The following is a 23,583-nucleotide window of genomic DNA, read 5'->3' as shown; positions in this document are numbered from 1 at the left end:
CCAGGTAGAAGGAGAATTTGCATGACACAGATTAACTACGACTACGTCATTGTCGGTGGCGGAAGCGCGGGTTCCGTGCTCGCCAACCGCCTGAGCGACGGAGGCCAGAGCAGCGTCCTGGTTCTTGAAGCCGGACGGAGCGACTACCCCTGGGACCTTTTCATCCAGATGCCCGCCGCGCTGACCTTCCCCAGCGGCAACCCGCTCTATGACTGGCGCTACGAGTCCGATCCCGAGCCCCACATGGGCGGCCGGCGGGTGGCACACGCCCGCGGCAAGGTCCTGGGCGGCTCCAGCTCCATCAACGGCATGATCTTCCAACGCGGAAACCCGCTCGACTACGAGCGCTGGGGCGCCGACGCCGGCATGGAAACGTGGGACTTCGCGCACTGCCTCCCGTACTTCAACCGGATGGAAAACGCGCTTGCCGCCGATCCCGACGATGAACTGCGCGGACACTCCGGCCCGCTGGTGCTGGAGCGCGGCCCCGCCACCAATCCGCTGTTCCAGGCCTTCTTCGCCGCCGCCCAGGAAGCCGGCTACCCGCTGACCGACGACGTCAACGGCTACCGCCAGGAGGGCTTCGCCGCGTTCGACCGGAACGTCCACAAGGGCCAGCGGCTCTCCGCGTCCCGCGCCTACCTGCGGCCCGAACTCGGCCGGAAGAACCTGACCGTCCTTACCCGTGCACTCGTCACCAAGGTCAACTTCAAGGGCAACGTGGCCACCGGCGTCACCTACCGGCGCAACGGCAAGACCCACCAGGTGAGCGCCGGTGAAGTGATCCTGGCCGGCGGCGCCATCAACACCCCGCAGCTGCTGCAGCTCTCCGGAGTCGGCGATGCTGCCCACCTGAACTCGCTGGGCATCAACTCCGTGGTGAACCTGCCCGGCGTCGGCGAAAACCTCCAGGACCACCTCGAGGTCTACATCCAGCACGCCTGCACCCAGCCGGTTTCCATGCAGCCGGCCCTGGACCTCTGGCGCTACCCGCTGATCGGGATGCAGTGGCTGCTGGGCCGGAAGGGTCCGGCTGCCACCAACCACTTCGAGGGCGGCGGGTTTGTCCGCTCCAACGAGGACGTGGCCTACCCCAACCTGATGTTCCACTTCCTCCCCGTTGCCGTCCGCTACGACGGCCAGAAGGCGGACGCCAAGCACGGCTACCAGGTGCACATCGGCCCCATGTACTCCGACGCCCGCGGCAGCCTGAAGATCAAGTCGACCGATCCCACGGTTCATCCGTCGATGCTGTTCAACTACCTCTCCACCGACCAGGATCGCCGCGAGTGGGTCGAGGCGATCCGTGTGGCCCGCGACATCCTCGGCCAGTCGGCCATGGGTCCCTTCAACGGCGGCGAACTTTCTCCCGGCCGGGCTGTGCAGACCGACGCGGAGATCCTGGACTGGGTTGCCCGTGACGCCGAGACGGCGCTGCACCCGTCCTGTACCGCGAAGATGGGTCCGGACTCCGATCCCATGGCCGTGGTGAACCCGCTGGACATGAGCGTGCACGGCACCCGCGGCCTCCGCGTGGTGGACGCGTCGGCCATGCCCTACGTGACCAACGGCAACATCTACGCCCCGGTGATGATGCTGGCCGAGAAGGCTGCCGACCTGATCGCCGGCAAGGCGCCGCTCGCGCCCCAGCACGCCGAGTTCTACCGGCACGGCGTGAGCCCGCTGGAACGCGGCGGAGCCGCGCCGGTAGCAGTCGCCGCGGCGGCGAAGGGCTAGGGGATCAGCATGACGATTGATACCGAACTGAAGCTCGCCCGGGGCCTGTACGTCGACGGCGCCTGGCAAGAGTCGTCCGACGGCCGGACCACCACTGTGCGCTGCCCGGCGGACGGGCGCGAGGTGGCGGTAGTCGCCTCGTCGACGGTGGAGGACGCGGAGCGGGCGATCGCCAGCGCACGGGCCGCGTTCGACGACGGCCCGTGGCGCCGGCTCACGGACATCGAGCGCGGCGCTGTCATGCTCCGCGTCGCGGACCTGCTAGAGCGGGACAAGGCCGCCTATGCGCTGGCCGAGGCGCTGGACACGGGCAAGCGGCTCGTGGAGGCCGAGTACGACATGGACGATATCGCCGCGTGCTTCCGGTACTACGGCAAGGTCGCCGGACTCGACGCCGGCCGTGTCATCGACACCGGCCGGGCGGATGCCATCAGCCGTGTTGTGTACGAGCCGCTCGGGGTCTGTGCCCTCATTGCGCCGTGGAACTACCCGCTCCTCCAGGCGGCGTGGAAGGTCGCGCCGGCGCTCGTCGCCGGGAACTCGTTCGTGCTCAAGCCCAGCGAGCTTACGCCGTCGACCTCGATTCTGCTCATGGAGACCCTCGCGGAGGCCGGTGTCCCGGCCGGCGTCGCGAATCTCGTCACCGGAGCCGGGTCAAGGGTGGGCGGCCCGCTTAGCTCGGACCCTCGTGTGGACCTCGTCTCCCTGACCGGAAGCCTTGCCACGGGGCAGACGATCATGGCGGCCGCCGCCGAAACCGTGAAGCGCGTCGCGTTCGAGCTCGGCGGGAAGAACCCGAACGTCGTCTTCGCGGACGCGGACTGGGACGCTGCCGTCGACAACGCCCTGACTGCAGTGTTCCTGCACTCCGGGCAGGTCTGCTCGGCAGGGGCGCGGCTCGTCGTCGAGGAGACGATCGCCGAGCGTTTTGTGGCCGAGGTGGTCGAGCGGGCGGAAAAGATCCGGATGGGCGGACCGTTCGACGCCGACGCAGAGACGGGGCCGCTTATCTCCGCCAAGCACCGCGAGCAGGTCCACGCCTACGTCCAGGCCGGGATCGCGGAGGGCGCAGAGCTGTTGTGCGGTGGCTTCATCCCCGACGAGGAGCCGCTTGCGGACGGCTTCTTCTACCCGCCCACCGTGCTCGGCAACTGCCGTTCGGGCATGAGTGTGCTGCGGGAGGAATCGTTCGGGCCGGTGCTGACCGTCGAGACGTTCCGCAGCGAAGCCGAGGCCGTCGCGATCGCAAACGATACCGAGTACGGCCTGGCCGGCGCGGTGTGGACGTCGGACGCGTCGAAGGCGCAGCGCGTCGCCGGCGCCCTCCGGCACGGAACGGTGTGGATCAACGACTACCACCCCTACGTCCCCCAGGCGGAGTGGGGCGGTTTCGGGAAGTCGGGGATCGGCCGTGAGCTCGGCCAGGCGGGCCTGGCCGAGTACCGCGAGGCCAAGCACATCTGGCAGAACATCGCTCCCGCCCCGAGCGGATGGTTCGGCTCCGCTCCCGGGGGAGCTCCCGGGGAAACGGCGGCGGGCGCGGCCGGCTAGGCATCACCTTTGGGGGAGACGGCCGGGCGCTGCAGCGCGGTGCCCGGCCGTTGATTTACAGCTGCGTGCAGTGTCATCTGCGTGTAGTGTTACCCGCGTCCAAAGGCGGCCGCGGGTCATCACCATCGTGCTTTTCTGACTTAGGAGTTCAGATGTTGGAACCCAGCAAGAGTACTGATTCAAGCGGCATGGACGAGTTCGGCTATGCCCAGACCCTGGACCGGAGTATCGGTAAGTTCGCCAGCTTCGCCGCAGGCGTCAGCTACATCTCCATCCTCACCGGTGTTTTTCAACTGTTCTACTTTGGTTTTTCCATGGCTGGCCCGGCCTATGCGTGGTCCTGGCCCATCGTTTTCGTCGGCCAGCTGATGGTGGCGCTGTGCTTTGCCGAACTGGCAGGCCGCTACCCCGTGGCCGGCTCGGTCTACAACTGGGCCAAGAGGCTGGCCTCCGGGACCTCGGCGTGGCTCGCCGGGTGGCTGCTGTTGCTGTCCTCCATCGTGGCCCTCGGGTCAGTGGCCCTGGCCCTGCAGCTCACCCTGCCGCAGCTCTGGTCCGGCTTCCAGCTGGTTGGCGACGGCACCGGGCCCCTGGACTTTGCCATCAACGGCGTTCTGTTGGCCACCATCATGATCACCATCTCCACGCTCATCAACGCCTTCGGCGTGAAGCTGATGACCCGCATCAACAGCATCGGCGTCTTCGTGGAACTGGCCGCAGCCGTGCTGCTCATCCTCGCCCTGGGCTGGCACGTCGTCCGGGGCCCCGAGGTCTTCTTTGACACCGCCGGTTTTGGTGAGGGCCACGACCTGGGCTTCTTCGGCGTCTTCCTCATCGGCGCGATGGCCTCCGGCTACGTGATGTACGGCTTCGACACCGCCAGCTCGCTGGGGGAGGAAACGAAGGATCCGAAGCGCACCGCGCCCAAGGCCATCCTGCGGGCTGTTACGGCGTCCTTCCTGCTCGGCGGCCTGATCCTGCTCTTCGGCATCCTGGCAGCCCCCGACCTATCCGACCCTAAGGTGGGGGCGCCCGACGGCGGCCTCCAGTACGTCGTGCTCTCCGTCCTCGGCGGCCCCTTCGGGAAGGCCTTCCTGGCGTGCATCGTCGTCGCCGTGGTGGTGTGCACACTGGCCGTCCACGCCGCCGCCATCCGCATGATGTTTGCCATGGCCCGGGACAACAACCTGCCGTTCAGCCGCCAGCTCAGCAAGGTGGACCCGGTCCGCAAGACGCCTGCGGTCGCAGCCATCGTCATCGGCATCCTGGCCATCATTCCGCTGGTCGTCAATGTCATGCAGCCGGCGATCTTCACCATCCTCTCCAGCATCAGCATCGTCCTGATCTACCTGTCCTACCTTCTGGTCACGGTTCCCATGTTGCGGCGGCGTTTTGTCAAGAAGTGGCCGTTGCCGGACGACGGGTCAGAAGCGGGATTCAGCCTCGGCAAATGGGGCCTGCCCGTGAACATCCTCGCGGTCTTGTGGGGCGGCGCCATGACGCTGAACCTGGTCTGGCCGCGGCCGGAAATCTACAACTCAGTGCCGCCGTTCGAGTGGTACCTGCAGTGGGGCGGAGTCCTCTTCGTCGGCACTGTAACCGTGGGAGGGGCCCTGCTCTACCGACTGAAGATCAGGCACCAGACCGGCGTCCTGGCCGAGCATGCGGCTCCCGTGGGGGCCCACCCGTCGTCGGGTGCGGCTGGTCAGCCGCTGCCGGTTAGGGCAGACGGAGGTGCGGAGATCGGCCTCGATCCCATGGAAGATGATCTTGAACCGCAACGAGTCAGCTAGATTGGCAGAGGTGCTGTCGCCGATGAGTCCCCGGACTCTTGAAAAGGAACACTAACTCATGGTTCATAAAGTCAAGGCTGTTGTTGTCAGGGCGAAGGGCGCTCCGGTGTCGGTGGAGACGATCCTGGTGCCGGATCCGGGGCCGGGGGAGGCGCTGGTGGATGTCCTGACGTGCGGGGTGTGCCACACGGACCTGCATTACAAGCTGGGCGGGATTGGTGATGAGTTCCCGTATCTGCTGGGTCATGAGGCCACCGGTGTTGTTTCCGCGGTGGGTGAGGGCGTCACGGAGGTCGCCCCGGGTGACCGGGTGATCCTGAACTGGCGTGCGGTGTGCGGGCAGTGCCGGGCGTGTGCGAAGGGCCAGCCGCAGTACTGCTTCAATACCGCGAACGCGGTGCAGAAGATGACCCTGGAGGACGGCACCGAACTGTCCCCCGCGTTGGGGATCGGGGCGTTCGCGGAGAAGACCCTGGTCGCTGCCGGGCAGTGCACCAAGGTCGATGAGGACGCCGACCCGGCCGCGGTCGGGCTGCTTGGCTGCGGTGTGATGGCCGGCATCGGCGCCGCGATCAACACCGGTGAGGTCAAGCGCGGCGAGTCGGTGGCCGTGATCGGCTGCGGCGGCGTGGGCATCGCCGCGATCGCCGGGGCCAGGCTCGCCGGGGCCACCACGATCATCGCCGTGGACATCGACGAGAACAAGATCGAGATGGCCAAGACCCTCGGCGCGACCCACGGCGTGAACTCCCGCACGTCCGACCCGGTCGAGGCGATCCGGGCACTCACGGGCGGGAACGGCGCCGATGTGGTGATCGAGGCCGTCGGCCGGCCCGAAACCTACAAGCAGGCGTTCTACGCCCGCGACCTCGCCGGGCGTGTGGTCCTGGTCGGGGTGCCGACCCCGGAAATGGTCCTTGAGCTGCCGTTGCTGGATGTCTTTGGCAGGGGCGGGTCGCTGAAGTCCTCCTGGTACGGGGACTGCCTGCCCTCCCGCGACTTCCCCATGCTCGTGGCCCACTACAAGGCCGGCAACCTGGACCTGGACGCGTTCGTTTCCGAACGGATCACCATCGACCAGGTCGAGGAGGCCTTCGACAAGATGCACGAAGGCAAGGTCCTGCGCTCAGTTGTGGAGATCCAGCCCGCAGGAGCCTCCGCGGCGGCTGCTGCCGAGCCGGCGGTGGCCTCGGCATGAGCGTCACCATCGAAAACCTCGTCACCTCGGGCACGTTCTCGCTCGACGGCGGCACCTGGGATGTGGACAACAACGTCTGGATCGTGGGCAACGACACCGAGTGCGTGATCATTGATTCCCCGCACGACGCCGCCGCGATCATCAGCGCCGTCCGGGGCCGGACGGTGAAGGCGATCCTGCTCACGCACGCGCACAACGACCACATCGGCGCCGCCCGCGAGGTCGCCGATGCGGTCGGGGCCCCGATCCACCTGAACCCCGAGGACCAGGTCCTCTGGGAACAGGTCTACCCCGGCACCACCCCCGACCAGACCATCGCGGACGGGGACGAGTTCCAGATCGGCGGTGCGGTGCTGCGGGCCATCCACACCCCCGGCCACTCACCCGGCTCCACCTGCTTCCACCTCGCAGCAGAGAACACCGTGTTCACCGGAGACACCCTGTTCAACGGCGGACCAGGCGCCACCGGCCGGTCCTACAGCGACTACCCCACCATCCTGACCTCCATCCGCGAACGGCTCCTCACCCTCCCGCCGGAAACAACCGTCCGGACCGGACACGGCGACAACACCACCATCGCCGCCGAACGCGAAACCCTCGCCAAAGTAGCCCAGTAACGGGTGACACAGTAAGAATAAAGACAAGATCGCCACACATAAGGCGCGCCAGGAATCCCTGGCGCGCCTTCGTGGCGATCACAACAGGCACGAAAGCAGCCGGTTAGGAAGTTGGAACAATGAAGTTCGGGAAGCAGCCCGCCCCCGTCGCGGACATCAACGAGGACGAGCTCGAAGTCCACAAGCCGAAGACCGAAGCCGCCGGCGTCAAGGCCGTGATGGTGGCGCTGGAACGCGCCGTGGCGCAGGCCGGCGTGACCCGTACGGCGCAGTCACTGCTGCGGCTCAACCAGCGCGGCGGTTTCGACTGCCCCGGTTGTGCGTGGCCGGAGTCTGACAAGAAGCGCAAGGCAGCCGAGTTCTGCGAGAACGGCGCCAAGGCCGTGGCCGAGGAGAACACCCTGCGGACCGTGGGGGCGGCGTTCTGGGCGAAGCATTCCATCGCCGAACTGGCGGAGAAGACCGAGTACTGGCTGGGAAACCAGGGCCGGCTGAGCGAACCGGTGGTTATCCGGGAGGGGGAGACGCACTACTCGCCGATCTCCTGGGCGGATGCCTTCGAGCTGATCGGCGAGCACATCCGCGCCAGCACCCCTGACCGCTGCGTCTTCTACACCTCGGGCCGCACGGCCAACGAGACGGCGTTCATGTACCAGCTGTTCGCCCGGTCCCTGGGCACCAACAACCTGCCGGACTGCTCCAACATGTGCCACGAGTCCTCGGGTTCCGCGCTGAATCCGACCATCGGCATCGGCAAGGGCACCGTCTCGCTGGAGGACATCCACGACTCGGAGCTCATCTTCGTGGTGGGGCAGAACCCCGGCACCAACCATCCCCGCATGCTGTCCGCGCTCAAGGAGTGCAAGGACAAGGGCGGCAAGGTGGTGGCGGTGAACCCGTTGCCCGAGGCCGGCCTCTTCAACTTCAAGGACCCCCAGACCATCTCCGGCGTAGTGGGCGGCGGCACGCCGCTGGCCGACGAATACCTGCAGATCAAGGTGGGCGGGGACCTCGCCCTGTTCCAGGCGCTGGGCCACCTGCTGCTGCGGGCCGAGGAGCAAAACCCGGGGACCGTCGTCGACCATTCCTTCATTGCGGCGCAGACTGACGGCTTCGACGCGTACCGGGAAGCGCGCCGGGACCTGGACTGGGAAGAGACGGAACGGGCCACCGGCCTGAGCCGGAAGCAGATCGAGGACGTGGCCGGGATGGTGGTGGCGTCCAAGGCCAGCATCTTCTGCTGGGCGCTGGGCGTGACCCAGCAGCCGCACTCGGTGGACACCATCAAGGAAATGGTCAACGTCCTGCTGCTGCAGGGCAACTTCGGCAAGCCCGGTGCCGGCGCGTGCCCGGTGCGCGGACATTCCAATGTCCAGGGCGACCGGACCATGGGCATCTGGGAGAAGCCGAAGGAATGGCTGCTCGACGCGCTCGACAAGGAGTTCGGCATCGAGTCACCGCGGCACCACGGCCACGACGCCGTGGAGTCCATGGAGGCCTTCGAGCGCGACGAGGTGGACGTGTTCGTGTCCATGGGCGGAAACTTCTCGCTGGCGTGCTCGGACACCGAGACCCTGGAAGCCGGGATGCAGCGGATCGGCCTGACCGTGCACATCTCCACCAAGCCCAACCGGTCGCATGTGGTGCACGGCCGCACCTCGCTCATCCTTCCCACCCTGGGCCGCACGGACAAGGACGACAAGCACCCCAAGGGCGCCCAGTTCCTGTCCGTGGAGGACTCCATGTCCGTGGTCCACTCCACCCAGGGCAGGCTGCTGCCGGTATCCGAGCACCTGCTGGCCGAACCCGTCATCGTGGCCAGGATGGCCGAGGCAACGTTCGGCCCGGACCACCCGGTCGACTGGAAGGTCATGGCCGAGGACTATGACGTGGTCCGCGACCACATCTCCCGGGTGCTGCCAGGGTTCGAGGACTTCAACGCGCGCGTCCGGACGAAGAACGGCTTTGTGCTGCCCAACCCGCCGCGCGACACCCGCTCCTTCGCGACGGACATCGGCCGCGGCCGCTTCACGGTCAGCCCGCTGGAGTACCTCACGCCGCCGGCCGGACATCTGGTGCTGCAGACCATCCGCAGCCACGACCAGTACAACACCACCTTCTACGGCCTGGACGACCGTTACCGCGGCATCTCCGGCGGCCGCCGCGTGATCCTGGTGCACCCGGAGGACCTCACGGAGCAGGGCTTCCAGGACCGCGACCTCGTGGACGTGGTGAGCACCTTCCAGGGCACGGACCGCCGAGCCGAGAAGTTCCGGCTGGTGGCCTACCCCACGGCCAAGGGCTGCGCCGCGGCGTACTTCCCGGAGGCAAACGCTCTGGTCCACAAGGAAAACGTGGCCCGGGTGTCGAACACCCCCGGCTTCAAGGCCATGTTTGTGCGCTTCGAACCGCACGCCGGCGGGGTAGCGGCTGCCGCGGCCGGCGAGGCGCTCGAGATGGCCACAGCAGGCTAACCGTTTCGCACTTCGGTAGTTTCGACCGGGGGCGGCGAGGGCTGGCCCGGAAATGAATGCGGATCCTGGATTGTCGATGAGCCATTGCTGCGTTGAGGGGCTGAGCTTGTCCCAGGGAGCGAGACCCGCCGGGTGGATAAAAACGAAGTGAAGGCGACGGCGCGTCTGACCCGGCGCCGGCTTGTTGACAGGACTGCGGGAGCCCAGAGCGCTCATGCCGGACGCCAAGGCGTTGGCCGGGATGGCCGATGCGGGATTCGACGGCATTGCGCGTTGCCGTCCCGGCGGCATTTGCTTCTTGCGCGGTCTGGGGGTGCGGCGCCCGCGCCCCGACGATGCGCGAAGGATATAACTGACCGTCGACCTCGAGTGGCGAACGGTCCCCGGCGCCGCGGGCGGCCGGGGACCGCCGCTGGGACGGCCCGTGCGCTGCTGCTGCATGTGCGCTACAAGCGCGGTGGCGTTTCCTTCTGGTGCCAGCCGCCTGAAGAGGCAGCGTTAGCGTGTAACGGGGGAGCCCGTCCCGGTCTGTTAGGCCGCGTTGATTTGGTGCTGCTGGCCTCCCTTGGTCTCTATTTCGATTTTCCGCGGCTTTGCTTGGGCAGCCACGGGGATTCGTAGGGTCAGGACGCCCGCGTCGTAGTTTGCCGTGATTTTATCGGTCTCCATGGCATCCCCGAGAACGAGTTGGCGGCTGAAGACACCCCGGGGCCGCTCGGAGGCCACCATCTCGACGTCTTTTCCGGCCGTGTCCTTCCGTTCGGCGCGGACCGTCAGAACGTTTTTGTCCACGCCCAAGTCCATGGAATCAAGGTCCACGCCCGGCAGATCCAGGGCAAAGACATAGTCATTCCCTTCCCGCCATGCATCCATCGGCATGGCTGCAGGATGGGCCACGGTGCCCAGCACCTGTTCGGCGAGGCGGTCGAGCTGACGGAAAGGATCGAACATCAACATCCCATACCTCCTTGATCATCTTCGATCGGATCTGTATCCGCTGACATAGATTTAATAGCACTGTCCATTGCCCCCTGCAAGAGCTTTCGCGTCAATTCTCGCGCCAGAAAAACCCTTGCGGACACCCTTCGCCAGTGCTAATAAATCTATAGCAGTCGATATAGATTCTTTGAGGGTTGTGAGCGATTTCCGGGAAGATCACATGCGTGCAGGGCAGGGCGCACCCGTAGCTCAGCCGGAAGAGCAGGGGACTTTTTGATCCTCGGGTCGTGGGGTTCGAGCCCCGCCGGGCGCATCTCCGGACGGACAGTAGTGGGGGTTTCCGGTCCGGGCGCGGTTCAAGATGGAAGGCGGTGCATGAGACATGAACCCAGAACTCCAAAGGTTGCGGGCACTCGCGGCGGTCATGGCGGCCACCCAGACCGCCCTGGACGTGGCCCACCGAACATTGCGGGAATCCTCGGCGGCGCTGCTGCGCACCGGGGACGCGACCCTTGCTGAGGTCAGTGAAGCCAGTGGTTTGGACCAAGGCGAACTGCTGGACCTGCTCAGCCGCAACACTCCCGGCCGCGAACCGGCCTGGAACCAACCGCGGATCACAGGTTTGTCCTAGCGGTCGGCGCACGTGACATGGCAGATCCAACGCCCGGGCCACCAGGAAGAGCGAACAGGCGACCCCTGCCGGCTTTTGGTTGACGAAGGTCATTATTGGCGTTCACAAACAGCCACGGTGGGGACGTAGGGTGGAAAACCCTACAGAGGTGCAACTGTCCACAGGGCATTCATCAGCTCACGCAGCTGATTGGCGGGATCCTCGCCCAGCAGGACCTGGACCCCTGCATACGCCTGGCCCTGCTCCGGCACCTCTGGACCAACCATTTTTCGCCGGATACCCGGCGTAAAATTGGAACCGGCCGGCGGCGGACGGCCGCTGGTGTCCCCCATGCCAGCCGGCACCCAGCTCCGTCGTCGGTCTCAGCACTCCGTCACGTACGTGTTCGAAACCACCGAGAAGAACCCCGCGCAACTGGCTCGTGCCGCGCGGTTCTTCTCTGCTGCCAGTCCTTCACGGCTTGACCGAATATCAACTATCGGCGTTCGAATTGGGTTGTCACTGGATGAGGGATTCGCGCATCTGCCGCCGGAAATGAGGGCTCAAATTTCAGGCGGGTCAGGAAGGCTCTCTCTGCCACTGGTCCTTCGGGCCGTTCCCCGGTTGAGCGCCAAATGGCCGCCCCGGAATCCGGCGCTCGGCGCCTGTCATTTCAGCCCAGTCCCCGGTGCCCGCGATAGAGGTGGGTCCGGCCGCCACCAGCCCCGCACCGACCAGAAGCGTGGCACCGAACGCGCCTGACTTCCTCCGGCTATGTCGTGACTGGAAGCGCCCGTCCAGCACCCAAGCGTCACATCAGTAAGCGGGGGATGGGCTGAGTGACCGAGGACGCCCGTGTGGAAGGGGCTGCGCCGGGCCCAGTCGACTGTCGGCCGTAGAGGAGCTCTTGGGCGACGGCAACCTGTTCTGAGACTGGGCTCGCGCTCACTGCCGGGGCCCAACGCCGCGGCAACGACAACTCATTCACGCTCACACGGTACGCCCCCGCGCTACCGCTGGACAGAGTTCAATTCCCGACAGTTTCCCGCAGCCCTCCTGACCTCTTCATAACCAAGAACGACGGCGACACTCCGGATTCACCGGTGTGTCGCCGTCGTTCTGGGCGCGAAGGGGGTCAGGACGGCGAGCCCTGCCGGGCCTCAGCCGCGGAGGCGCTCCATGCCGGGGTCGAACAGCGGCTCGGCGCTGACCGTGGCGGGGACGCGGCGGCCGAAGTACTCGATCTCCACGGCGTCGCCCTCGGAAACTGCGGCGGGCAGCCAGGCGTAGGCGATCGGCTTGCGGATCGAGTAGCCGTACGCGGCGCTGGTGACGTAACCGGAGGCTACCCCGCCCACGAACACGGGTTCCTTGCCCAGCACGATGGACGTGCCGTCGTCGACCGTCAGGCAGCGCAGCACCTTCTCGGCGGGCTGTTCCTTGAGTGCCACCAGGGCCTGGGCCCCCACGTAGCCTTCCTTGTCCTTCGCCACCGAGAAGCCGAGGCCGGACTGGTACGGGTGGTGCTCGGTGGTCACGTCCGTGCCCCAGAGGCGGTAGCCCTTCTCCAGGCGCATGCTGTTGAAGGCGCCGCGGCCGGCGGCGATGATGCCGTGCTCGCGGCCCGCCTCGAAGAGCAGGTCCCAGAGCTTCAGGCCGTATTCGGCGGTGGTGTACAGCTCCCAGCCGAGCTCGCCCACGTAGGACAGGCGCATGGCTGTGACGGGTATGCCGCCCACCGAAATCTCCTTGGTGCGGAAGTACTTCAGGCCGTCATTGGTGAGGTCGTCGGTGCTGACCTTGCCGATGACTTCGCGCGCCAGCGGGCCCCACAGGCCGATGCAGCAGGTGCTGCCGGTGATGTCGGTGACGTGCACCCACTTCGCCGGATCCGCGGCCGACTGCTTCCGGGCCTCCACGCGCAGGTAGTCGAAGTCCACATTGCCGTTTACACCCAGCTGGAAGTCCTCCTCACCGAGCCGGGCGACGGTCACGTCGCTGCGGATGCCGCCGTCGTCCGCCAGCAGCAGGCAGTAGGTCACCGCCCCCGGCTTCTTGGCGATGTTGCCGGTGCTCAGCCGGTGCAGCAGCGCCTGGGCGCCCGGGCCGTTGACGGCCAGCCGCTTCAGTGGCGTCATGTCGTACAGCGCGACGGCGGTACGCGTCTTCCACGCTTCGGCCGCGGAGATGGGGGAGGAGAACATGGCGGACCAATCGTCCCGCTCCGGGGTCTGCCACTCGGCCGGCAGTTCGTCCAGCAGGGCGCGGTTGGCCTCGAACCAGTGCGGGCGCTCCCAGGCGGAAGCCTCGAGGAAGAACGCGCCGAGTTCCTTCTGCCGGATGTTGAACGGGCTGACGCGCACGTCCCGCGGGGATTCCTTGGGCTGCAGCGGGTGCATGACGTCGTAGATCTCCACGAAGTTCTGCTGCGAGGTCTCACTGACGTACTCGTCGCTGGTCTGCACCTTCTCGAAGCGGGAGAGCTCGCAGCCGTGCAGGTCGGTCTCGGGCTGGCCTTCGATGAGGAGCTCGGCCATGGCCTTGGCGACGCCGGCCGAGTGGGTCACCCAGACAGCCTCGGCGACGAAGAAGCCGTCAAGCTCCGGCGCCTCGCCCATGAGCGGGCCGCCGTCCGGGGTGAAGGAGAAGATGCCGTTGAAGCCGTCCTGGATCTGTGTGGCGTGCAGGCCCGGCAGCAGGTCCTGGCAGTCCTCCCACGACGGCGCGAAGTCTGCCAGGGTGAAGTCCAGGCGGGAGGGCATCCGGTGTTCGGACATCTCTTCGGCGCCGATTCGCGGCAGCTGCTCCATGTCCACCGGCATGGGCCGGTGGGCGTAGCTGCCGATGCCGATCCGGTCGCCGTGCTCGCGGAAGTACAGGTCGCGGTCCTGGTAGCGCAGGATGGGCAGGCGGGCGCCGTTGGGCAGTTCGTTGAGGCCGCGCAGTTCCTTCAGCGGCGTGGTCTTGACGTACTGGTGGGCCAGCGGCAGCAGCGGCACCTTGAGCCCGATGAGCTTTCCGATTTCACGGCCCCAGAAGCCGGCGCAGGACACCACGATGTCGGCCGGGATCACGCCGGAGGGCGTCTCGACGCCGGTGACCTTGCCGCCCGACTGCGAGATGCCGGTGACCGTAGTGGAGCCGAGGTAGGTCACGCCGGCCTCGCGGGTGCGGCTGATGAGCAGCTGCACCGCCCGCGCCGCCGAGGCCAGGCCGTCACTGGGCACGTGCAGGCCGCCCAGGATGCGCCGCCCGTCGGCCAGGGTCCCGCTGTTCAGCAGCGGGTAGTGCTTCTCGCACTCGTCGGCGTCGATGATCCGGCCCTCCACGCCCCAGGAGGTGGCATACCCGAGCTTCCGCTTGAGGTCCTCGAGCCGGTCTTCCGTGGTGGCCAGTTCCAGCCCGCCGAGCTGGTTGAAGCAAGACACCCCGCCGTCGGTGAGGGAGAGCAGCTTGTTGACCGTGTAGCTCGCGAATTCCGTCATGGTCTTGGACGGGTTGGTCTGGAACACGAGGCCGGGGGCGTGCGAGGTGGAGCCGCCGGCCAGTTCCAGCGGACCCTGTTCGACGACGGTGATCTTGTCCCAGCCGCGGCTGGCCAGCTCGTCCGCGAGGTTGGTGCCGACGATGCCGGCGCCGATGATGACGACGCGAGGTGTTGCGCTCATGGTGTGTGGTTCTCCTGGTTTCGCGTTAGCGGGAAAGTTAGCGGAATACGACGGTGCGGGTCTTGTTGAGCAGGACGCGGTGCTGGCAGTGCCACTTCACCGCGCGGGAGAGCGCCTGGGTCTCCGCATCCCGGCCCACTGTCACCAGCGCGTCCGGGTCGAGGGCGTGGTCCACCCGGAGGACCTCCTGTTCGATGATGGGGCCCTCATCAAGGTCCGCGGTGACATAATGCGCCGTCGCACCGACCATTTTTACCCCGCGGTCGTAGGCCTGGTGGTAAGGCTTCGCACCTTTGAAGCCGGGCAGGAACGAGTGGTGGATGTTGATGGCCCGTCCGCGCAGCTTGCCGCAGAGGTCATTGGACAGCACCTGCATGTAGCGGGCCAGCACCACAAGGTCGGCGTCGTATTCGGCCACCAGCTCCAGCAGGCGGGCCTCGGCCTCGGGCTTGGTGCCGGCCGTAACCGGCAGGTGGATGAAGGGCAGTCCGGCCGCCTCGGCCATGGGCCGCAGGTCCTCGTGGTTGGAAACCACGACGGCGATCTCCGCACCCAAGCTTCCCGCCCGCCACCGGAAGATGAGGTCGTTCAGGCAGTGGCCGAACTTCGAGACCATGACCAGCAACCGCTGCGGGCGGCCGTCGTGGATGCTGAAGTCCATGCCGAATTCGCCGGCGATGGCGGCGAACTCGGAGCTGAGGCTTTCGGCGGTCTGCTGGGTGAGGCCGTCCCGCTGGTTGAGGTTGTCGAAACCTGGATCTCGACTGGCTCGATCACCGGTTGCGGTGAACGCGGTCCGCAGGTAGAGCTTGCCGCTGACGTGGTCGTCGAACTGCTGGTGCTCCACGATGTCGAAACCGCGGTCGGCCAAAAACGTGGTGATGGCGCGGACGATGCCCGGCCGTTCGGGGCAGGCGAGGGTGAGGACAAACTCGGCGCTACGGGCTTTGGCGCTGGCACCGGCCGCGGGCGCGCCTTCAAGGACTGTGGACAAGATTTTCTCCTAAGGGGTAGCAGCAGTGGAGGTTGAGGGGCTTCGGTGACCCTGTCCCTGCTGCGGAGGGACGCGTGTCAACAGTTACGGGCGGAGGCGAGGGTGTAGCAGAGCGGATCGGCTTAGATGTGGCCGTTCACTGTCAGCCCAGGGGGAAGATTGGGCGCCGCCTCGGACTCGATGACCATGATGTCGCCGTCCACAACGGTGACTTCGTGGGTGCGGACGGGAAGTTTGGCCGGCGGTGCATCAACCTGCCCGGTACGGAGATTGAACTTCGAGGCGTGCAGCGGGCATTCGACCTCACAGCCTTCCACCCAGCCGTCGGTCAGCGAGGCGTCCTGGTGGGTGCAGGTGTCATCAATGGCGAAGAGTTCGCCTTCCTCGGTGTGGAAGACAGCGATGGGCGGTGCGGTGTTCAGGCGCAGGGCTTCCCCTGGTGCCAGTTCGCTGAGCGGGCATGCCTTGTGCATGGGTGCCTCTTCTCGTGGGGAGGTAGATGGGCTTTGGCATCTTGTTCCGAATGGATCAACTGCCGTCGTAATATGCAACAGCGTGCTTTCGCTCACACTGTTTTGTCAAGGGTTGACGGTCCAATTACGCGTGCCCGCGTTAATGAGACACCGACCTCTTGACAGTCGCCGTGGCTTGGATCACTCTGTTGCAGATAGCGATTGTTGTTGCGCCAATAGCAATTGAAAGAGGGTGTGAATATGGAGACGCTTGCGATCGTGGGAGCTTCCCTGGCCGGTCTTTCCGCCGCGCGGGCAGCCCGCGCCCAAGGCTTCACCGGACGGCTCGTCATCATCGGCGATGAAGAGCACCGTCCGTATGACAGGCCGCCGCTCTCCAAGGACTTCCTGCTGGGATCAATCACGGCCGACCGAAACTGACGACCTCGACGCCGAATGGCTGCTGGGGGCACGTGCGGTCTCCTTGGACGCGGCTACAAAAACCATCGGTCTGGCTGACGGCCAAGTTGTCCAGGCCGATGGCATCGTCATCGCCACCGGCGCGCGGGCCCGCCAGTTGCCGGCCCTGGCCGGCTTGAGCAACGTCTTCTCCTTGCGCACCCTCGCCGACGCGCAAAGCCTGGCGCCGGAACTCGTGCCGGGAAGCAAGATGGCCGTTATCGGTGCGGGCTTCGTCGGTGCCGAGGTCGCCTCTTCCGCCGCTTCACGCGGCATGGACGTCACCCTCGTTGACACCAAGCCGGTGCCCTTTGCAGCCCAGTTGGGCATGGAGATGGGGTCGGTGGTGGCCGGCCTGCACGCCGCCAAAGGCGTCCGGCTCATCTCATCGGCCGTTATTGAGGACTTCTACGCAGGTGAAGGAAACGTGACCGGCCTTCGGCTGGGCGATGGGACGTTCGTGGCTGCGGACGCTGTGGTGGTAGGGATCGGCGCGGAACCGAACGTTGAATGGCTCACCGGTTCCGGGGTGGAGGTCGACGGCGGTGTGCTGTGTGATGCGACGGGGCGCACCAGTGTTCCGGGCATTGTGGCGGTGGGGGACTGTGCCGCGTGGTTCGATGCTGCGGTGGACAGGCACCGCCGGGTGGAGCACTGGACGGGTGCCCTGGAGCGGGCGGCGCTGGCTGTGCGGGCCCTGCTGGACAGCGACTCCCCGGCGCAGCCGACACGATCGTCGAATGCGACTGGCTGTACCTGCCCTCCGTCGTGGAGTCCGGCAAGGACGTCACCGCATCGGTGGAACTGTTCCACCGGGTGAACATGCAGGACTTCGACGCGTGCGAACGCTGCCAGCCGGGCATGGCCTCCAAGGTCTACTCCAAGGGCGGCGTGCTCGTCCCGTCCGAGCACCACATCGGCGCTTTCCACGACTGGATCCACGAAAAGGTTGGCGACGTCGAGCTGTCCGGTGAGGCGCTGCTGGGCATCACCGACAGCACCCCGCCGCTGGAGGAACGGGCTGAGACCCTCGAACGCAAAGAAGCCGCACCGACCCCGGCGACCTAGAACCGCTGATTGAGCCTGAGGGTTCGCTGATTGAGCCTGTCGAAATCAAGGTTTCGGCAGGCTCAACCAGCGGCTTGGTTTCGACAGGAACCAGCGGCTTGGTTTCGACAGGCTCAACCAGCGGCGGTTTCGATGACCCCGGACCCTCGGTCCGGGGTCATCGGTGTGTGTAGCCCATCTTTCCGCTGATGCTCAGGCCAGCGTCCCGGAGGCCCTGGATCAAGCCGGGCGTATTTTCGGGGTTGAAGCGGAAGGCAGGCCCCGAGATGCTGACGGCCCCGATGACCGTCCCGAAGTGGTTGTAAACGGGCACGGCAACTGCGTTTAGGCCGATTTCGAATTCCTCATGAACAACGGCGTAACCGTCGCGGGAAACGTCGAGGAGCTGGTTCTCCAAGGCATCCCTGTCCGTGATGGTCCGCGGGGTGCGGGCCGGAAGGCCCACCTCCTGGAGAATGCGGGACCGTTCTTCAACCGGCAGGGCTGCCAGCAGTACTTTGCCGCTGGAGGTGGCGTGGAGGGGCGTGAGGCTGCCCACCCAGTCGGATGTTGCCAGCGTTGACGGGCCCATGGCCTGGTCGACGTTCACCGCGTAGCTGGAACGCAGGACGGCGAGGTTGACGGTTTCCTTGTATTGCTCCGCGAGGCTCTCCAGGGTGGGACGCGCCTCGTGGACCAGGCTCAGCCGGCCGGGAATGGAGCTCGCCAGGCGAAGGATGCCGAATCCCAGCTGATACTTGCCGCGGTCATTGTTCTGCCGCACTATCTCCCTGGACACCAGCGAGCCGAGCAGCCGCGAAACGGTGGACTTGTGAACTCCCATTTCGTCGGCGATGTCACTGACGCCTGCGTGTCCGTCCCTGGCGATGATTTCCAAGATCTGGAGGGCGCGGTCTACGGACTGAACGCCGCCTCCGCCTTTGGCGTCCGCATCCCTGTCGTTCCCTGGTTCGTCTCTCGCAGCCATCAGAGGTGCTCCCATGTTGTCGCCGTGACCAGCCGCCAGGCTTTGCACCATCCCGCCTGCTTCACACGTCTGATCCTAGACTGCGTCGGACACACGGGCGTCATCTTCCTGAACACAGCGCTTATTCCCCGGACGCAGGGAATCCCGGAAACATGGAACCCCGCCGCGGCTGTGAACGGGTCACTGTGCCGTGGCGGGGTTCCTGAAGCTATCTGGAATGTCAGCCGATTTTGGGGCTCGTTAGCGCAGGAGCCGCTGGTGGGGGTACCAGCCTTTCCTGGCCCACATACGCGTTGAGGCTCTTGCCCCGGCTGAAGCCCACAAGGGTTACACCGGTGTCGGCGGCGAGGTCCGCTGCCAGGCTTGAGGGTGCGCTGACCGCGGCCAGAACCGGGATGCCGGCGAGGGCAGCCTTTTGCACGAGCTCGAATGACGCCCTGCCCGAGACCTGCAGGACGGTTCCGCGCAACGGCAGAAGCCCTTCGCGCAGCGCCCAACCGATCACCTTGTCCACGGCATTGTGCCGGCCCACGTCCTCGCGGAGGCAAAGCAGCTCCGCTTCGCCCCGGTCACCGATCTTGAACAGCCCTGCTGCGTGGACGCCGCCGGTCTTGTCGAAAAGCGCCTGGGCTTCGCGCAGTTGTTCGGGCAGACGCGCTATGACGTCGATCGGCACGCGCAGCTGGTCCCCGTGCACGTCGTAGGTGAGGGTCTTGCGGACGGCCTCGATGGATGTGCTGCCGCAGATGCCGCAGGAGCTTGACGTGTAAACGTGCCTGCCGGTGTCCGGCAGTGCCAGGCCGGGACGGAACTGCGCTTCGACCACATTGAACGTCTGCCTGCCGGTTTCGTCCTCGCCGGCGCAGAAGCGCAGCGAAACGAGATCCGCCTGGCTGGCGATGATGCCTTCCGAGACGAGAAAACCCGCAACGAGGTCAAAGTCATCGCCGGGGGTCCGCATGGTCACGGCAAAGGACAGGTTTCCGAAGCGGATTTCCAGCGGTTCCTCCGCCGCCAGCACGTCTTCGCGCAGCCGCACAGGATATTCCATGGCGGCTTCGGAGCCGTCCAGCAGGTAGCGGTGGACCTTCCGTCGCTGGGTCATGCGTGCCATTGCCTAATCCTCCCAGATCAATTTGCCGGGAAGCGGCGGCCGAAGCTCCGGGCGCCAGGGGAGCGCAAATGCCGGAACCGGCTCACCCAACTGAACGCCGCGGGACGGAACCACCATGACGCCGTCGGCGGTGGCCAGTCCGCGCATCATCCCGGGGCCGGTGTAGTGGGCGGGAGTCGCCAGGTCCTTGACCCAGCGGAAAGGCATGAGCCGGGTGGACGCACGGTGGGCGTCGATGGTGGTGCCGCACGGCACCCGGCTGATGCCGGGCATCGGCTGGTGGCCGAGGGCGGCCAGCAGCGGACCGCCAACGGTGAAGAGCGCCATGAGGGCGGCGAGCGGGTTGCCGGGAAGCCCGAGGACGAACCGCCCGTTGGGCAGTTTGCCCAGGGCGGCAGGGTGGCCGGGCCGCATGGCGATGCCGTCGATAAGGAGTCGCCCGCCGAGCGCTACCACGGCATTCCGGAAATGGTCAGCGCCCGAGCGCCCTGTACCACCGGTGGTCACCACGACGTCGGGCCACTGTCCCATCGGCGCTTCGGCGGCACCCAGTGCCGTGAGCCATTCCTCGTAGGAGTCCCCGATCCGGACCAGTGGCCCCGGGACACCCCCAAGCATTTGGATGACTGTGCTGAGCTGTGGCCCGAAGGCGTCCCTGACCTGTCCCGGTGCCGGGATTCTGGCCGTGACCACCTCAGAGCCGGTGACCAGCATCTTGACCAGTGGCTTGCCGCGCACTGTCAACTGGTCGAAGCCGGCGACGGCGGCCAGGGCGATATGCGCAGGGTTCAACGCCGTCCCGGCAGGGATCAGCACCTCGCCGGCTGCCGCTTCCTCGCCCGACCTGCGGATGTGCTGGCCCGGGCGGGGTTCGCCCGGGGAGGCCCCGTCTCCCACCAGCAATATGGCCCGGCCGCCCGCGTCCGTTGCAAGCCGTCCGCTCTCAACACGGAGCACCGCCTGGGAACCTGGCTGTATGACCCCACCTGTGACGACAGGGCTGGCCTCTCCGTTGCGGAGGGGCTTTCCCGGTTCCGTCAATGTCCAGGGGCCGTCACCGCTAACCGTCCAGCCGTCCATGGCGGATGAAGCGTAGTGGGGCATCTCCTGCAGCGCGACGACGTCGGCCGCCAAGGTTCTGCCGTTCGCCTCCCCAAGCGGGATACGCTCCGGTCCAAGGGGGCTGGCGCAGTCGAAAGCCAGACGGCGTGCTTCCGCCCAAGTGTGCTCCCCGTGAGCGGCCCGCCCGCCATCCCCGCCGGACCTGTTGACGGTTTGAAGGGCTAGAGCTACCACTGGTCGTCCCCTCGTTGGATGGTTGCCGGGCTGTCGTCCCGCCTGGCGCGACGTCCTAAAAGACATGCCTGCCGCTGCTGTTTCGTTTCCCGAAAGCGGTGCTCCGGCGCTTACCTCCCCAGGTATTTCAGGCCTCCGAAACACCGTTTACGGGAAACGAAACAGCTCTATGCCCTTGGCGGGCTGGGCCCGCACTGTCGGCGGTCACGCTGATATTCCAAATATATCGTAAAGATATATCAGTGCGGAAGGGTTGCAAGCATCTTATTTTCCCCTGCCTTAACTCCTGCCGGTTCCAGCCGGACGACGACGGACTTGGACGTTGGGGTTCCACTGGTGTCGGCCACGGAGTCCAGCGGCACCAGGACGTTGGTTTCCGGGTAGTACGCGGCTGCGCACCCCTTCGGCGTCGAGTAGCCCACGATCCGGAAGTTCTCCGCCCTGCGTTCTGTGCCCCGGAACTCTGAAACCAGGTCCACCATGTCGCCGTCGGCATAGCCCAGCTCGGCGATGTCCGCCTCGCTGACCAGCACCACGCGCCGGCCGCCGTGGATTCCACGGTACCGGTCGTCCTTTCCGTAGATCGTGGTGTTGTACTGGTCGTGGGAACGCAGGGTCTGCAGGATCAGCCGGCCGGGGGGAACCCGAAGGTACTCCAGGGCATTGGACGTGAAGTGCGCCTTGCCCGACAGGGTCTTGAATTCCCTGTTGTCCCGTGGCGGGTGGGGCAGAACGAAGCCGCCGGGGTGCTGGATTCTCTCCTCGAAATTCTCAAAGCCATCGATGGCGGCCTCGATGTGCTTCCTGACCAGGGAATAGTCGTCCCGGAGCGAGAGCCAGTCCGCCACCGGCGTGTTGGGACGGGGCTGGCCATTGGCGTCCGTGAACACCCTGTGCGCGAGGTTGCAGACGATGGCCACCTCGGACATCAGGTGCTCGCTGGCGGGCTTGAGCCGGCCACGGGACGCATGAACTGCGCTCATGGAATCCTCCACGGTGACCCTCTGGTCACCGGACCGCTGGGTGTCCCTCTCGGTGCGGCCCAGCGTTGGGAGGATCAGGGCGCGCTTTCCTGTCGACAGGTGCGAATGATTCAGTTTCGTCGAGATCTGCACGGTCAGCCGGGTATTGGCAAGGGCCTTCTCGGTGGCATCCGAGTCCGGAGCCGCCCGCACGAAGTTCCCGCCCATGCCCATGAACAGCCTGACCTTGCCGTCACGCATTGCCCGGATTGCGGCGACGGTGTCGTAGCCGTGCGCCCGCGGCGAATGGAACTGGAATTCCTGGTCCAGCCGGTCGTGGAAGCTCTCGGGCATCCGTTCGAAGATGCCCATGGTCCGGTCGCCCTGGACATTGGAGTGTCCGCGAACCGGACAGACTCCCGCTCCGGGCTTGCCGATGTTGCCCTGCAGCAGCAGGACATTGACGACGTCGCGCAGGGTGGGGACTGAGTGCTTGTGCTGCGTCAGGCCCATGGCCCAGCAGACGATGGTGGAGCCTGACGCCAGGAGCCGTTCACCGGTGGCGTTGATCTGTTCCATGGTCAGGCCGGTCGCCTCGACTATGTCGTCCCACTGCACCTGTTCCAGCTGCGAAAGGTATGACTCGAGGCCCACCGTATGGTTGCTGATGAAGTCATGGTCAAAAACCGTGGACAGGCCAGGGGTGTTCCTGCCGGCACGTTCTGCGTCCAGCAGGTATTTCCCGAGGCCTTGGAAGAGTGCCTGGTCGCCGCCGGCCCTGATCTGCAGGAAGTCATCAGTCAGCTGCGTGCCCACCAGCGTTCCCACGACGGTCTGCGGGTTCTCGAAGTGCAGGAGCCCGGCCTCGGGGAGCGGATTGACGGATACGATTGCGGCGCCGTTTTTCTTTGCCTTCTCCAGGGCACTGAGCATGCGCGGGTGGTTCGTGCCCGGGTTCTGGCCCGCCACGAAGATGAGGGATGCCGTCTCCAGGTCCTTCAGGCTGACAGAACCCTTGCCAATGCCTATGGTCTCCACCAGTGCGGACCCGGAGGACTCGTGGCACATGTTTGAACAGTCCGGGAGGTTGTTCGTGCCCACGCCGCGGACGAGCAGCTGGTACACGAACGCCGCCTCGTTGGAAGTCCGTCCGGAAGTGTAGAAAACGCTCTGGTCGGGGTGGTCCATGTCCCTGAGTTCCTGGGCGATGAGCTCCAGGGCGTCGTCCCAGTCGATGGGCCTGTAGTGGGTTGCGCCCTCATCCAGGACCATCGGGTGGGTCAGCCTTCCCTGCTGCCCCAGCCAGTAGTCATCGCGTGTCTTCAGCTCGGCGACGGAATGCGTGGCGAAAAACTCCGGGCTGACACGGCGGCGGGTAGCTTCCTCCGCCACCGCCTTCGCACCGTTCTCGCAGAATTCGGCCGCATTGCGCTTCTCATGTTCCGGCCAGGCGCAGCCCATGCAGTCAAACCCGTCGATCTGGTTGACGGCCATCAGCGTCTGGACGCTGCGCAGGGGACCCATCTGCTCCAGCGAGATTTTCAGGGCGTTGGCCACCGCGGGGATGCCCACGGCCTTGGTTTTGGGCTTGCTGACGGTCAGCTTTGACTCGTCGATGTTCTCGCGTGGGGCTTTAGACGCCATTGGCTCTTCCTTAAATCCTTTTGCCGGGCAATGAGGGCGT

Annotated in this window: 19 protein-coding genes and 1 tRNA gene; 11 read left to right on the top strand and 9 right to left on the bottom strand. The window is 66.1% G+C overall.

What is annotated here, in order from left to right; genetic code table 11:
- Positions 1-21 precede the first annotated feature (21 nt).
- From betA to QFZ33_RS22955, 6 genes are all read left to right on the top strand, one after another.
- Positions 22-1,737 (top strand): choline dehydrogenase, encoded by a 1,716-nt coding sequence (gene betA, locus QFZ33_RS22980; protein WP_307031305.1) that lies wholly within the window; start codon positions 22-24, stop codon positions 1,735-1,737.
- Between the two features lie 9 nt (positions 1,738-1,746).
- On the top strand, positions 1,747-3,288 hold the full coding sequence (locus QFZ33_RS22975; RefSeq protein WP_307031303.1) for an aldehyde dehydrogenase family protein: 1,542 nt from the start codon (positions 1,747-1,749) through the stop codon (positions 3,286-3,288).
- 152 nt (positions 3,289-3,440) lie between these two features.
- Positions 3,441-5,081, top strand: coding sequence for an APC family permease (locus QFZ33_RS22970; RefSeq protein ID WP_307031302.1), 1,641 nt, complete (start codon positions 3,441-3,443; stop codon positions 5,079-5,081).
- A gap of 58 nt (positions 5,082-5,139) precedes the next feature.
- Positions 5,140-6,279 carry an S-(hydroxymethyl)mycothiol dehydrogenase gene (locus QFZ33_RS22965; RefSeq protein WP_307031301.1) on the top strand — a complete coding sequence of 380 codons (1,140 nt, stop codon included), beginning with the start codon at positions 5,140-5,142 and terminating at the stop codon, positions 6,277-6,279.
- On the top strand, positions 6,276-6,896 hold the full coding sequence (locus QFZ33_RS22960) for an MBL fold metallo-hydrolase (protein ID WP_307031299.1): 621 nt from the start codon (positions 6,276-6,278) through the stop codon (positions 6,894-6,896). The genes QFZ33_RS22965 and QFZ33_RS22960 overlap by 4 nt, the downstream gene beginning before the upstream one ends.
- A 119-nt stretch (positions 6,897-7,015) precedes the next feature.
- Complete coding sequence (locus QFZ33_RS22955; RefSeq protein ID WP_307031297.1) at positions 7,016-9,370, top strand: FdhF/YdeP family oxidoreductase; 2,355 nt, start codon at positions 7,016-7,018, stop codon at positions 9,368-9,370.
- A gap of 531 nt (positions 9,371-9,901) precedes the next feature.
- Here QFZ33_RS22955 and QFZ33_RS22950 read toward each other — a convergent pair.
- On the bottom strand, positions 9,902-10,327 hold the full coding sequence (locus QFZ33_RS22950) for an Hsp20/alpha crystallin family protein (RefSeq protein WP_307031294.1): 426 nt from the start codon (positions 10,325-10,327) through the stop codon (positions 9,902-9,904).
- A 218-nt stretch (positions 10,328-10,545) separates the two neighbouring features.
- Here QFZ33_RS22950 and QFZ33_RS22945 point away from each other — a divergent pair.
- Together QFZ33_RS22945 and QFZ33_RS22940 are read left to right on the top strand one after the other, a co-directional pair.
- Positions 10,546-10,622: transfer RNA gene (locus tag QFZ33_RS22945), tRNA-Lys, on the top strand.
- Positions 10,623-10,691: 69 nt separating this feature from the next.
- Positions 10,692-10,940, top strand: a complete 249-nt coding sequence (locus tag QFZ33_RS22940) for a hypothetical protein (RefSeq protein ID WP_307031292.1) — start codon at positions 10,692-10,694, stop codon at positions 10,938-10,940.
- A 140-nt stretch (positions 10,941-11,080) separates the two neighbouring features.
- On the opposite strand, the gene QFZ33_RS22935 is transcribed toward QFZ33_RS22940, so the two are convergent.
- The 4 genes from QFZ33_RS22935 to QFZ33_RS22920 all read right to left on the bottom strand — a co-directional run bounded on the left by QFZ33_RS22935 (position 11,081) and on the right by QFZ33_RS22920 (position 16,054).
- Positions 11,081-11,206 carry a hypothetical protein gene (locus tag QFZ33_RS22935; protein WP_307031291.1) on the bottom strand — a complete coding sequence of 42 codons (126 nt, stop codon included), beginning with the start codon at positions 11,204-11,206 and terminating at the stop codon, positions 11,081-11,083.
- Between the two features lie 873 nt (positions 11,207-12,079).
- Complete coding sequence (locus tag QFZ33_RS22930) at positions 12,080-14,587, bottom strand: GcvT family protein (RefSeq protein ID WP_307031289.1); 2,508 nt, start codon at positions 14,585-14,587, stop codon at positions 12,080-12,082.
- Between the two features lie 37 nt (positions 14,588-14,624).
- Positions 14,625-15,581 carry a formyltetrahydrofolate deformylase gene (gene purU, locus QFZ33_RS22925; protein ID WP_307031287.1) on the bottom strand — a complete coding sequence of 319 codons (957 nt, stop codon included), beginning with the start codon at positions 15,579-15,581 and terminating at the stop codon, positions 14,625-14,627.
- Positions 15,582-15,703: 122 nt separating this feature from the next.
- Positions 15,704-16,054, bottom strand: coding sequence for a bifunctional 3-phenylpropionate/cinnamic acid dioxygenase ferredoxin subunit (locus QFZ33_RS22920; RefSeq protein WP_307031285.1), 351 nt, complete (start codon positions 16,052-16,054; stop codon positions 15,704-15,706).
- Positions 16,055-16,294: 240 nt separating this feature from the next.
- On the opposite strand from QFZ33_RS22920, the gene QFZ33_RS22915 reads away from it, so the two are divergent.
- Genes QFZ33_RS22915 through QFZ33_RS22905 form a run of 3 tightly spaced genes read left to right on the top strand, consistent with a single transcriptional unit; the run spans position 16,295 to position 17,560 of the window.
- Entirely contained in the window at positions 16,295-16,474 is a 180-nt protein-coding gene (locus QFZ33_RS22915) for an FAD-dependent oxidoreductase (RefSeq protein ID WP_307031283.1), read from the top strand.
- A gap of 43 nt (positions 16,475-16,517) precedes the next feature.
- The gene (locus QFZ33_RS22910) at positions 16,518-17,312 is read left to right on the top strand and encodes an NAD(P)/FAD-dependent oxidoreductase (protein WP_373427319.1); all 795 of its coding nucleotides are present in this window, start codon (positions 16,518-16,520) and stop codon (positions 17,310-17,312) included.
- On the top strand, positions 17,261-17,560 hold the full coding sequence (locus QFZ33_RS22905) for an SRPBCC family protein (RefSeq protein ID WP_373427318.1): 300 nt from the start codon (positions 17,261-17,263) through the stop codon (positions 17,558-17,560). The genes QFZ33_RS22910 and QFZ33_RS22905 overlap by 52 nt, the downstream gene beginning before the upstream one ends.
- 157 nt (positions 17,561-17,717) lie before the next feature.
- Here the strand turns inward: QFZ33_RS22905 and QFZ33_RS22900 are convergent, their stop codons facing one another.
- The 4 genes from QFZ33_RS22900 to QFZ33_RS22885 all read right to left on the bottom strand — a co-directional run bounded on the left by QFZ33_RS22900 (position 17,718) and on the right by QFZ33_RS22885 (position 23,543).
- The gene (locus QFZ33_RS22900; protein ID WP_307031279.1) at positions 17,718-18,527 is read right to left on the bottom strand and encodes an IclR family transcriptional regulator; all 810 of its coding nucleotides are present in this window, start codon (positions 18,525-18,527) and stop codon (positions 17,718-17,720) included.
- 220 nt (positions 18,528-18,747) lie between these two features.
- Positions 18,748-19,641 carry a formate dehydrogenase accessory sulfurtransferase FdhD gene (gene fdhD / locus QFZ33_RS22895; protein ID WP_307031277.1) on the bottom strand — a complete coding sequence of 298 codons (894 nt, stop codon included), beginning with the start codon at positions 19,639-19,641 and terminating at the stop codon, positions 18,748-18,750.
- 3 nt (positions 19,642-19,644) lie between these two features.
- Positions 19,645-20,937 (bottom strand): molybdopterin molybdotransferase MoeA, encoded by a 1,293-nt coding sequence (locus QFZ33_RS22890; protein WP_307031276.1) that lies wholly within the window; start codon positions 20,935-20,937, stop codon positions 19,645-19,647.
- Between the two features lie 239 nt (positions 20,938-21,176).
- Positions 21,177-23,543: an FdhF/YdeP family oxidoreductase gene (locus tag QFZ33_RS22885; protein WP_307031274.1), complete on the bottom strand. Its 2,367-nt coding sequence runs from the start codon at positions 23,541-23,543 to the stop codon at positions 21,177-21,179.
- Between the last annotated feature and the right edge of the window lie 40 nt (positions 23,544-23,583).

The sequence above is a fragment of the Arthrobacter globiformis genome (assembly GCF_030815865.1).
Classification (GTDB): domain Bacteria; phylum Actinomycetota; class Actinomycetes; order Actinomycetales; family Micrococcaceae; genus Arthrobacter; species Arthrobacter globiformis_B.
Note: the sequence above shows the minus strand (reverse complement) of the source record. Positions and strands in the feature narration are given on the sequence as shown.

Bases quoted from the DNA above. Each gene is read 5' to 3' on its own strand.
- QFZ33_RS22950 (WP_307031294.1), bottom strand. From the start codon at position 10,327: ATGTTGATGTTCGATCCTTTCCGTCAGCTCGACCGCCTCGCCGAACAG.
- QFZ33_RS22970 (WP_307031302.1), top strand. From the start codon at position 3,441: ATGTTGGAACCCAGCAAGAGTACTGATTCAAGCGGCATGGACGAGTTC.
- QFZ33_RS22920 (WP_307031285.1), bottom strand. From the start codon at position 16,054: ATGCACAAGGCATGCCCGCTCAGCGAACTGGCACCAGGGGAAGCCCTG.
- QFZ33_RS22955 (WP_307031297.1), top strand. From the start codon at position 7,016: ATGAAGTTCGGGAAGCAGCCCGCCCCCGTCGCGGACATCAACGAGGAC.
- QFZ33_RS22930 (WP_307031289.1), bottom strand. From the start codon at position 14,587: ATGAGCGCAACACCTCGCGTCGTCATCATCGGCGCCGGCATCGTCGGC.
- QFZ33_RS22940 (WP_307031292.1), top strand. From the start codon at position 10,692: ATGAACCCAGAACTCCAAAGGTTGCGGGCACTCGCGGCGGTCATGGCG.
- QFZ33_RS22975 (WP_307031303.1), top strand. From the start codon at position 1,747: ATGACGATTGATACCGAACTGAAGCTCGCCCGGGGCCTGTACGTCGAC.
- QFZ33_RS22915 (WP_307031283.1), top strand. From the start codon at position 16,295: ATGGAGACGCTTGCGATCGTGGGAGCTTCCCTGGCCGGTCTTTCCGCC.
- QFZ33_RS22935 (WP_307031291.1), bottom strand. From the start codon at position 11,206: ATGGTTGGTCCAGAGGTGCCGGAGCAGGGCCAGGCGTATGCAGGGGTC.
- QFZ33_RS22965 (WP_307031301.1), top strand. From the start codon at position 5,140: ATGGTTCATAAAGTCAAGGCTGTTGTTGTCAGGGCGAAGGGCGCTCCG.
- QFZ33_RS22960 (WP_307031299.1), top strand. From the start codon at position 6,276: ATGAGCGTCACCATCGAAAACCTCGTCACCTCGGGCACGTTCTCGCTC.
- QFZ33_RS22900 (WP_307031279.1), bottom strand. From the start codon at position 18,527: ATGGCTGCGAGAGACGAACCAGGGAACGACAGGGATGCGGACGCCAAA.
- betA (WP_307031305.1), top strand. From the start codon at position 22: ATGACACAGATTAACTACGACTACGTCATTGTCGGTGGCGGAAGCGCG.
- fdhD (WP_307031277.1), bottom strand. From the start codon at position 19,641: ATGGCACGCATGACCCAGCGACGGAAGGTCCACCGCTACCTGCTGGAC.
- QFZ33_RS22885 (WP_307031274.1), bottom strand. From the start codon at position 23,543: ATGGCGTCTAAAGCCCCACGCGAGAACATCGACGAGTCAAAGCTGACC.